This window comes from Bradyrhizobium sp., from assembly GCF_049798375.1.
Lineage (GTDB): Bacteria > Pseudomonadota > Alphaproteobacteria > Rhizobiales > Xanthobacteraceae > Bradyrhizobium.
In genome coordinates this window covers 1-9714 of sequence record NZ_JBARGP010000812.1, presented here as the reverse complement: position 1 = coordinate 9714, position 9714 = coordinate 1, and the positions used below count along the sequence as shown (strand labels likewise).

The 9714-nt window shown below is 64.5% G+C and carries 9 protein-coding genes; 4 read left to right on the top strand and 5 right to left on the bottom strand.

The genetic code is table 11. The features are described 5' to 3' along the window. The 3 genes from WA702_RS30750 to glmS all read right to left on the bottom strand — a co-directional run. A partial coding sequence (locus tag WA702_RS30750) for an NAD(P)-binding domain-containing protein (RefSeq protein ID WP_425114299.1) occupies positions 1-561 on the bottom strand: 561 nt, incomplete at its 3' end. Positions 562-679: 118 nt separating this feature from the next. After that, positions 680-1474, bottom strand: a complete 795-nt coding sequence (locus tag WA702_RS30745) for a DUF502 domain-containing protein (protein ID WP_425114298.1) — start codon at positions 1472-1474, stop codon at positions 680-682. 85 nt (positions 1475-1559) lie between these two features. Continuing rightward, positions 1560-3386 carry a glutamine--fructose-6-phosphate transaminase (isomerizing) gene (gene glmS / locus WA702_RS30740; RefSeq protein WP_425114297.1) on the bottom strand — a complete coding sequence of 609 codons (1827 nt, stop codon included), beginning with the start codon at positions 3384-3386 and terminating at the stop codon, positions 1560-1562. A 232-nt stretch (positions 3387-3618) separates the two neighbouring features. Between glmS and WA702_RS30735 the strand changes: the two genes are divergently transcribed. Continuing rightward, complete coding sequence (locus WA702_RS30735) at positions 3619-3840, top strand: hypothetical protein (RefSeq protein ID WP_425114296.1); 222 nt, start codon at positions 3619-3621, stop codon at positions 3838-3840. Between the two features lie 65 nt (positions 3841-3905). Here the strand turns inward: WA702_RS30735 and glmU are convergent, their stop codons facing one another. After that, on the bottom strand, positions 3906-5264 hold the full coding sequence (gene glmU / locus WA702_RS30730) for a bifunctional UDP-N-acetylglucosamine diphosphorylase/glucosamine-1-phosphate N-acetyltransferase GlmU (protein ID WP_425114295.1): 1359 nt from the start codon (positions 5262-5264) through the stop codon (positions 3906-3908). A gap of 136 nt (positions 5265-5400) precedes the next feature. On the opposite strand from glmU, the gene WA702_RS30725 reads away from it, so the two are divergent. Beyond that, positions 5401-6846 carry a hypothetical protein gene (locus tag WA702_RS30725; protein ID WP_425114294.1) on the top strand — a complete coding sequence of 482 codons (1446 nt, stop codon included), beginning with the start codon at positions 5401-5403 and terminating at the stop codon, positions 6844-6846. A gap of 110 nt (positions 6847-6956) precedes the next feature. Then, on the top strand, positions 6957-7337 hold the full coding sequence (locus tag WA702_RS30720; protein WP_425114293.1) for a hypothetical protein: 381 nt from the start codon (positions 6957-6959) through the stop codon (positions 7335-7337). Here the strand turns inward: WA702_RS30720 and WA702_RS30715 are convergent. Beyond that, positions 7297-8922 carry a beta-(1-6) glucans synthase gene (locus tag WA702_RS30715; protein ID WP_425114291.1) on the bottom strand — a complete coding sequence of 542 codons (1626 nt, stop codon included), beginning with the start codon at positions 8920-8922 and terminating at the stop codon, positions 7297-7299. The genes WA702_RS30720 and WA702_RS30715 overlap by 41 nt on opposite strands. A gap of 340 nt (positions 8923-9262) precedes the next feature. Here WA702_RS30715 and WA702_RS30710 point away from each other — a divergent pair. Continuing rightward, positions 9263-9714 (top strand): beta-1-3, beta-1-6-glucan biosynthesis protein (locus WA702_RS30710; RefSeq protein ID WP_425114290.1); only part of this gene is annotated, 452 nt, incomplete at its 3' end.

The following is a 9714-nucleotide window of genomic DNA, read 5'->3' as shown; positions in this document are numbered from 1 at the left end:
CACCATGGCGGCGCCAAGCCCGATCAGTCCCTTGTTGATGCCGGCATAGGACATCTTCAGCGCCGAGGCTGCGCCGACCGGTCCTGCGACCATGCGGACGTCCAGGCCGAGGTCACGCAGCACGGTGATATCCTTGGCATCGTCTCCGCTCACATAGAGCACCGGTCCGTTGCTGCCAGGCTTCGGCGGCAGCCCGATGATGCCGGCGTCGACGAAGCGCGCGCCGGACGACCGCACGATTTGCTCGACCTTGCGCACCGTCTCTACATTCACCGCGTTGCAGTCGACGACGACGGGCTTCTTGGTACTGCGCGTGATCAGCGCTGCCAGATGCTCGGCCAGCGGCAGCGCCTCGCCGGGTGGCACGATCGACAGGATGATGTCGGCATTGGCGATCCCGGCGCCATCGGCCGCGACCATGCCGGCTGCAGCGGCACGCTTGCGCGTCGCCTCGCTGCGTCCGTCGAGCGAGGTCAGCACCCCCGCACCATGTTCGGCAAGGCGCGCTGCAACCGCGCTGCCCATTGCGCCGGGCGCGAGGATGGCGATGCTGGGGATCATGGTGCGCTCCGATTGCTGCGTTATCGGAGCTTAGCCGGAACTGTCGCCTGCGTTGAAGCGCCGAAAACGTGCATCAGCCCTTCGCGACCGCGGGCACGCGGTCGCTGGCAGGCTGAAGCTAGTCGACCTTCGCCGGCTCGGGCTGCAGCATCGGCGGTGCGCCTTCATTGGCGATGCGCGCCGTGTTGGCCATGTTAGCGAGCGCCGCGACCTTCTTCTGCTGGTCCGAGCCCGGCTGCACGACACCGGCGGACATGATCAGCGTGGCCGCGTCCTCGGCGCTCATATCGATTTCGACGACTTTGCTCTTCGGCACGTAGAAGAAGAAGCCGGTGGTCGGGTTCGGCGCGCAGGGCAGGAACACCGAGATGTGCTCCTCCTGCCCCGGTAAGCGATCGGCAACCTCGCCATTCGGCGGCAGCGAGATCAGCACGATCGACCACATGCCGGGCGATGGAAACTCGACCAGACCCACCCGGCGCAGGCTTGAGCCCTTGCCGGAAAACAGCGTCTCGAACACCTGCTTGAGGCCGCGATAGATCGCGCGCACCGCCGGAATCCGCCCGAGCAGCCGCTCGCCGAGATCGACCAGCGTGCGCCCGATCAGGTTGGCCGTGAGGAACCCGAGCAAGGTCAGGGCGATCACTGCGACAATCAGTCCCGACCCCGGCACGCCGAACGGCAGATAGGTCTCGGGGCGATAGGCCGTGGGCACGAATGGCCGCACCAGCCCGTCGACCCAGGTGACGAACCACCAGGTGATGTAGAGCGTGACGATGACCGGCCCGGCAACCACGAGGCCGGTCAGGAAATAATTGCGGAATCGCGCCATCAGGCCGCCGTGGGAGGTCGTCTCCACGGGTGGCTCGATTGGCGGCTCTGTCTGCGGCGGCAGGTCGTCGCGGGAACTCATGCAGTCTTCCGGGTCCGGTCAATCTCAGCTAGGTCTCTTAGCAGATTTTTAAAGACCGGAAGACGTTTGCGGGCGTTCCCTGCGGCTATTCGACCGTCACCGATTTGGCGAGATTCCGCGGCTGGTCCACATCCGTGCCCATCACCACCGCGGTATGATAGGCCAGAAGTTGCACGGGAACGGCATAGACCATCGGCGTGAAGGTTGCGCCCATGTCCGGCATCGTGATCGTAACCAGCGACTCCACGGTGGCCTCGGCCGCGCCGCGTGCGTCGGTCATCAGAATGATATTGCCGCCGCGCGCGGCAACCTCCTGCATGTTCGAGACGGTCTTCTCGAACACCTTGTCATAGGGCGCGATCACCACGACCGGCATGTTTTCATCGATCAGCGCGATGGGCCCGTGCTTGAGCTCACCGGCGGCGTAGCCTTCGGCGTGGATGTAGGAAATCTCCTTCAGCTTCAACGCGCCTTCCAGCGCCAGCGGGAACGAGGTGCCGCGGCCGAGATAGAGCACGTCCTTCGACTTGGCGATCTCGCGGGCGAGCTTCTCGATCTGTGGCTCGGTGGTGAGCGCCGCCGAGATCAGGCGAGGAACTTCGACCAGCCCGTGCACCAGTCTGGCTTCATCCGCCTCGGACAATTCACCGCGGGCACGGCCGGCGGCGATCGAGAGCGATGCCAGCACCATGAGCTGGCAGGTGAACGCCTTGGTGGAAGCGACGCCGATTTCGGGACCGGCCAGGGTCGGCATCACGATCTCGCTCTCGCGCGCGATCGTCGAGGTCGGCACGTTGACCACCGAAAGCGTGTGCGTGCCCTGCGCCTTGGCGTAGCGCAGCGCTGCCAGCGTGTCGGCGGTCTCGCCTGATTGCGAGATGAAGATCGCGAGATCGCCCTTGCGCAGCGGCGCCTCGCGATAGCGGAATTCGGAGGCGACGTCGATCTCGACCGGCACGCGCGCAAAGCGCTCCAGCCAATATTTGCCGATATAGCCGGCATAGCTCGCCGTGCCGCAGGCGGTTATCGAGATGCGCTGGATGTCCTTGAAGTCGAACGGCAGGCTCGCCGGCAACGCAACGCGTTCGGTCGCCATGTCGATATAGCGCGCCAGCGTATGGCCGACGACTTCCGGTTGCTCGTGAATCTCCTTGGCCATGAAATGGCGGTAGTTGGCCTTGTCAACCAGCGACGTCGTCGGACCGTGCTTGACGATCTCACGATGCACGGCCGCGTTGTTGCGGTCGTATACGGTGGCGCCGTCACGGGTCAGCACGGCCCAGTCGCCGTCTTCGAGATAGCTGATGCTGTCGGTGAACGGTCCGAGCGCGATCGCATCCGAGCCCAGATACATCTCGCCCTTGCCGTAACCGACCGCGAGCGGCGGACCGTTGCGCGCGCCGATCATCAGGTCGTCCTGGCCTGCGAAGATGAAGCCGAGCGCGAACGCGCCCCTCAGCTTGCCGAGCGTCTCCCTGACAGCATCGACCGGCGTCCAGCCCTGGCTCAGGAGATCGTCGACCAGATGCACGACGATCTCGGTATCGGTCTCGGTCGCAAACACCGCGCCCTTCTTCTGCAGGGCTTCGCGCAGCTCGTGGAAATTTTCGATGATGCCGTTGTGGACCACGGCGACGCGATCGGTCGCATGCGGATGCGCATTGTTCACGGTCGGCTTGCCGTGCGTGGCCCAGCGCGTATGGCCAATGCCGGTGAGCCCTTGCAGCGGTTTGGTGTGCAGCAATGCCGCCAGATTCTTCAGCTTGCCCTCGGCACGCCGGCGTTCGAGCTTGCCGCCCTCGAGCGTCGCAACACCCGCGGAGTCATAACCGCGATATTCGAGCCGCTTGAGCGAATCCACCAGTTGCTCGGCGACCGGCTCACGCCCCAAGATGCCGACAATTCCGCACATCAGCGCAATTCCCCAAATCGTCGAAACAGAGATTCGAAACTTCGGGGTTCTCTTAACGAAATACCCGTAGTTTCAGGATTCAATAATTATTGCGGATTGCGACAGAGTTAAGTGGCAAGCTTAACCGCCGGCATTACACAATTGTGGAATGCGCTGTCTGGGTCCGCTCGCCGCGTCGTTAAGATGCGGTGAAGGCATTGAGTTGAAAAATGCCCCATCTGGAGGTCATTCCATGACCGATCGCAAATGGCCTGATCCCAAAGGCACCAGCGCTCACCACACCGACGGGACCGGCGGCAACCGCCTCGCGCACTGGCCACCGCCGGCCATGGGCCAGGAACTCAAGCCCATGGCCGTCAAGCGCAAGTCCGACGAAGCGGTCCGCCATGCGACGCGGCGCGGCTGGCGCCTGACGCGCGCGATGTTCTCCGAATTCGACGGCGACGAGGGATAGGGCATTTTCAAGCGAAATGGATACCGGTTCGCGTCAAGAAAACGCGTCAAAATAAATATCCAACCTCAAGCGTTCTTCGGCTTCTTGTCGCGCAGCTTGGACTCGCGGTAGCGCGTGGCGCCGCCCTCACGGACGGTCTGCGGACTGCGTTCGAGTGCAAGCGCATCATCGGGCACGTCGCGGGTGATCACCGAGCCCGAGCCGATATAGGCGCCGGCGCCGATCTTGACCGGCGCCACCAGCGACGAGTTGGTGCCGATGAAGGCGCCCTTGCCGATCAGCGTCTTGTGCTTGCCGAAGCCGTCATAGTTGCAGGTGATGGTGCCGGCGCCGATGTTGGTGTTGGCGCCGACCTGGGCGTCGCCGATATAGGAGAGGTGGTTGACCTTGACGCCCTCCTCCAGGATCGCGGCCTTAGTCTCGACGAAATTGCCTATTCTGACGCCGTCGCCAAGCGAGGTGCCCGGCCTGATCCGCGCATAAGGACCGACCGAGGCCATGTTGCCGATCGACGCTTGCACGACGTGCGAGAAGGAGTGAATCACCGCGCCGTCGCCGATCGACACGCCCGGGCCGATCACCACGAACGGCTCGATGGTGACGTCCTTGCCGAAGCTCGTATCACTGGCGAGATAGACGGTTTCCGGCGCGATCAGGGTGACGCCGGCCTCCATCGCCGCGCGCCGCAGCCGCGTCTGCATTACGCTTTCGGCTTCCGCGAGCTGCGCCTTGGTGTTGATGCCACGCACCTCGTCCTCGGACGTCTCGATCACCACCGCCTCCAATCCCATGTCGCGCGCGATCGCGACGGCATCGACCAGATAATATTCGCCCTTTTTATTGGCATTGCCGATCTTGTCCAGGATCTGCAGCGCCTTGCGGCCGTCGAATGCCATCACGCCGGCATTGCAGAGCGTGATCTTGCGCTCGTCCTCGCTGGCGTCGGCCTGCTCGCGGATCGCGACGAGCTTGCCGCCCTCGCGCACGAGACGTCCATAGCCGGTCGGGTCGACGGCATGGAAGCCGAGCACGGCCAGGGTCGCGCCCTGCGCCAGCGGTGCACGCAATCGTGCAAATGTGTCGGCCGAGATCAGCGGCGTGTCACCGAAGGCGACCAGCAAATCGTCGGCGCCGCGTGCGATCGCCTCGCGGGCCGCCAGCACCGCATGCGCGGTGCCGAGCCGCTCGCGCTGAACGAAAATGTCGGCATCGGGACGCAAGCGCCTTACCTCCTGCTCGACACCGTAGTGATCCGGACCGATTACCACGGCCAATCGCGCCCCTTCGCCTCTGGAGGCGGCCGCGAGAACGTGCGAAAGCAGCGGCTCGCCGGCGACGGGATGCAGCACTTTCGGCAGAGTTGCGCGCATGCGCGTGCCCTCACCCGCGGCGAGCACAACTGTAAGGCTGGAACGTGCGGTCATGTGTCTCCTGATGCGGGAACATTGCACATGGCGTCGTCATAAAGCCGTTTTCTCGTTGGGGCAAACCCGTGCGCAGCTGAGGCCGGGGTGCTTTTCCTGTTAATGTTCCGGCATGATTCGGCAGGGCTAAAGGTGAATGGCAAAGGACTCCGACAAAAAGGCGGCCGCCCTCAAGGCCGAGAAGACCGGCGCGCTGTCGGGCCTGCTCGCCGATGAGAAGGAATTCGACCGCCGCGCACTCTGGCGGATCGGTTGGTGGGGTACGGCGGCGCTCGGCACTGTCATTGTGGCTGTGCTCGCCAATCAAGGCGCGCAGAGTTGGCAACGGGACCGTATTTCTGCGGCCGAGCTGGCGCGTCAGACTCAGGCGCTGCAGTCGCTCGCCCGCGACAGCCAGAATCAAACCCGGCAGCTCACCGCCGCGATCGAAACGCTGAACAACGACCGTGATCGGCTCTTTGCCCGGGTCACCGTGCTCGAACAGGGGCTGGACTCCATGACCGGGGCGCTCGCCAAGCAGCAAGGCTTGGCGCAAGCCGCTGGCAAGCCGCAGACACCCGCAGGGCAAGCAGCGCCGCAGCCGGCGACCGCCGACGCACGGGGACCGAGCCAGCCTTCCCAGGCGGCGGCAACCTCCGGTTCCGGCCCGTCAGCCACAAGCTCCAATAGCCCGCCGGCCGTTGCGGCAGTGGCGACGACCAATGCGTGGGGCGAGAAGACCCGCGCGGACTCAGGTAAGCCGGGCGGGACCCCGTCCGCGGCTTCGGCTTGGTCGCAGCCGTCGTCGACGACGCTCTCGGCCATGGCAGCCGCCCCCAATCCGTCCACGTCCGTTGGGTCGCTGGTCGCGTCGAAATCGATCATGGCTCCCCCCGATCCGGCCGCCTCCAAGCTGACCGAGACCGACAAGGCGGCAAAGGCCGACGCCACGCTCGATTCCAAGCCCGAGCCGACGAGAGAGGATTCGGCCGACTCCAAGCCTGATGCCGCTCCACAGCTGGAAGCCAATGCCGGCGCGTCCGCGTCAGGCGACACGACGCTTGCGCCGGCGCAGAAGACCGAGTTCGCGGTCGATCTCGGCGGCGCCAATACGGTCAATGGGCTGCGCGCGCTGTGGCGCGGACTGTCCAAGACCAACAGCGACCTGGCGGCACTGAGCCCGATCATCATGGTCAAGGAAGGCAGCGCCGGGCAAGGCATGCAGCTTCGGCTCGGCGCCGGACCGCTCGGCGATGCAGCTGCAGCTGCCAAGATCTGCGCGAACCTCGCCGGGCGTCAGCGTCCCTGCGAGACCACGGTCTATGACGGCCAGCGTTTGGCCGCGCGCGAGAACGAGGTCGGACCCGAGGCGGGCAAGTCGACGGCTTCGGGGCAGAAGCCTGCGGCCGCCAACAATGCGGCCACTGCAACGCCGCCGGCCCCGCCCCAGCGGCGCCGGGTCTGGCAGCATGAGCGCCACGGCGCTGCACACGAAGTGCCGCCAGCGCCTCCGCCCGCTGCGGCAGCCCCGCCACCGGAGCCGCCGAAGCCCGAGCCGAATACGCTGTCGTCGCTGTTCCATCGACAGCAACCACCGCAATAAGCTGACCGAATTAGCCACGTCGATGAATGGCTTGGCGGGCCTGCGAAAGCAGCCCGTCAGCCCGGGTTTTGCGCTTGTCGAGGCTATCGTTCCACAGCATAGTCCGCCGCATGAAGAAGACCCCGTTTCGCCTCTCGCCCTATCAGGTGCAATGGCTCCTGATCGTCGGTTTCGCCACCGTCGGCTATGCCTTGTACCTGCGCTATTTCGCGATCGAGTTCTCCAGCACCGCGCTCGCCTGCGACGCCGGGCTGCAGACCGTGATCTGCAAGAGCCGGATGGTCGCGACCTCGTTGTTCAAGAATTCGGTGTTCGGCGCCGTCGCGCTTGTCATCGCGGTGCTGCACGTGATGCGGCCGTCGATCGTGCTCCTGACCGGCGGACTGATCGCCGCAGGTCTCGGCATCGTGCTCTACAACATCGTGCTGTCGGGGCTGGCGATCGGCTTGCTCATCCTGGGCTTTGCACGGCCCGCGCCCGCCACAGCGTGATCGCAAGCACAAGATAGATGGCGCAGGTCCAGAGCGACTGCCAGTTGTCGCGGCCCTCGTTGAGGACGATATAGCCGGCAGATACGGCCAGCAGGCCGGCAAAGGTCGCCTCCGCGATCGGACGCACGCCTTGCGCAGGGCGATTGAACAGCAGCATCGCGAACGGCACCACTGCCATGGTCAGGCTGGCGAAAGGAAAGTCGCGGTAGCGCGGATCGAACACGAAGCCGAGTGCGGTCTCGGCGCCGATCAGGACGGTCACGACCAGCGTCAGGCCAAGCAAATAGGTTGCGGGGCCGTACTTGCGGCCGTTGGCCGGGCCGAGCAGATCCAGAAAGGTCGGCAAGGGCCGGCCCGCCATCAAGGCGTTCGCGCCGAGGATGGGCGCAAGCAGGCCTGCTGCGAATAGCGCCCCCCATTGCAGCCAGCCGCCGATACCCAGGCTTTCGTAGAACATCTTGTCGGCTGCAACGCCGAGCAGGATGCCGGCCGACGTGGCCGAGACCGCGACGGCAACCCAGGCGCCGGCGCCGGGCGGCCAGGGTCTGCGGCGCACTGTCATCCAGCCCGTCAGGAACACGATGAACGACAGCATCATGCCGCCACCCATTTGCAGCTTCCAGAGCGGAAAATTGCTCACCGGTTCACCCGGCGGATATTTCAGCGCGCGGCGGGCCGCATCGAACAGGCCCCAATAGCCGCCGACGGTGCCTTCGAGCTTGCGCTTCCAGGGCTGGTCATAGGCTTCGATCAGGTTGACCCGGAAATTCTCCCGCTTGGCGAGGCTGAGGATTTCCGAAACGACGCGGGCCTGGTTGGTGCGCGACGGCAGCGCGCCCTCGCGCATGCGGCCCTCGCTCGGCCAGCCGGTCTCGCCAATCAGGATCTCCTTGCCAGGAAATGCGATCGCAACCTGCTGACGGATCATGTCGACATGGGCGGCTGCGAGCTTGGCACGGATCGGGAAATCCTCCCAGTAAGGCAGGATGTGCACGGTTACGAAGTCGACCGTGTCGTAGATCTCACGGTTGCGCAGCCAATATTCCCAGACGTCGGCATAGGTGACGGGCACCGTGACCTGCGCCTTGACGCTGCGAATGGTCGCAGCCAGGTCGGCGGTTGTCATCTCACCGCGCAGCAGGACCTCATTACCGACCACGACAGCGCTGATGACATTCGGGTAGTGCTTAACCAGCCCGACGGCGACGGCGATCTGCTGCTGGTTCTTCAGCTTGTTGCTGCCGAGCCAGATGCCCTGGATGACCTTGAGACCGCCGATCTTGGTAGCGATAGCGGGCACCTGGTCGAGACCGTTCTCGATCGAATAAGTGCGGACGCATTCGGAGATCTTGGCGAGTTGGGTCAGGTCCTGCTCGATCTGGTCCGCATCGATATACGTCTTCGGATCGAGCGGCGACTGGGCCCCACGGAACGGCGCATAGGAGACGCACTGGAGCTTGGCGCCGGGTTCGATCGGCGCGCGTGCGAGCGTGATCGGCGTGGCAAGCCACCACCACATCGCGGCAATGACCCCGAATGAAACGAGCAGCAGCGCCAGCGGTGTACGAAGAGATTTCAGTTCCATTCTCCAGGCAGGGTCCCGTCGATTACCCGGTCGGCGGCCATCTGCCAAGACCTCTGCCAGGAGTCAGGCCGAATCCGCCGTGCCGGTCTGCGACATGGGACCCTGCAATCGCAGTCCCGGCGGGCCTTTACAATGACGCGATAAAGTTGTGGGTTTGCTGGACAAAATTGCAAAATCCGGTCATTGGCATAGAGGTCCGCTCCGCTCGCCAAGAGAATGTTAGGAACGGAGTGGGACGGTGGGACTCGCGCTCTCGGTCTCGCCGCATTGGAGGCCCATTTGGTCGGCATCACCGATGCGTTCGCAGCGGGACGGTAGCAGGGCAATATCAGGGGATTTTATGGGTCGACGCGTGCTTCAGCTTCAGGTTTCGATTTTGCGCTCTCTCGCGATTCCTGTATTCGCCATTCTGCTTGGCATGTCCGGCGTTCACGCCCAGAGCAACAACGACAATCGCGGCCAGGATCAGAAGCAGCCGGCCGCCAACGCGGCGGAGACGGCGAAGGAGAACCAGCGCAAGACCGACGAGTTCACGGAAGCTGCACAGGCGCTCAACGGCAATGCCGCCGGCAATCCGGAATGCGTCTGGCTCGGCCGGCGCGTGGTTGCATTGATTTATGCCGACGATCTCGACACGGCCTTCCGCCATCTCGACCTTTATGACCGCTTCGGCTGTCCCGGTGGCCACATCCAGGCGGCATTCCGATGCTTCACGCGGTTCATTTCCCAGATCGATCCAAAGGCCCCGAACTCGCTGAACAATCACATTCATGCCTGCTGGATCAATCCGGC

Coding starts and splice junctions, on each gene's coding strand:
- WA702_RS30745 (WP_425114298.1), bottom strand. CDS start 1,474: ATGAGTTCCCGCGACGACCTGCCGCCGCAGACAGAGCCGCCAATCGAG.
- glmS (WP_425114297.1), bottom strand. CDS start 3,386: ATGTGCGGAATTGTCGGCATCTTGGGGCGTGAGCCGGTCGCCGAGCAA.
- WA702_RS30735 (WP_425114296.1), top strand. CDS start 3,619: ATGACCGATCGCAAATGGCCTGATCCCAAAGGCACCAGCGCTCACCAC.
- glmU (WP_425114295.1), bottom strand. CDS start 5,264: ATGACCGCACGTTCCAGCCTTACAGTTGTGCTCGCCGCGGGTGAGGGC.
- WA702_RS30725 (WP_425114294.1), top strand. CDS start 5,401: ATGGCAAAGGACTCCGACAAAAAGGCGGCCGCCCTCAAGGCCGAGAAG.
- WA702_RS30720 (WP_425114293.1), top strand. CDS start 6,957: ATGAAGAAGACCCCGTTTCGCCTCTCGCCCTATCAGGTGCAATGGCTC.
- WA702_RS30715 (WP_425114291.1), bottom strand. CDS start 8,922: ATGGAACTGAAATCTCTTCGTACACCGCTGGCGCTGCTGCTCGTTTCA.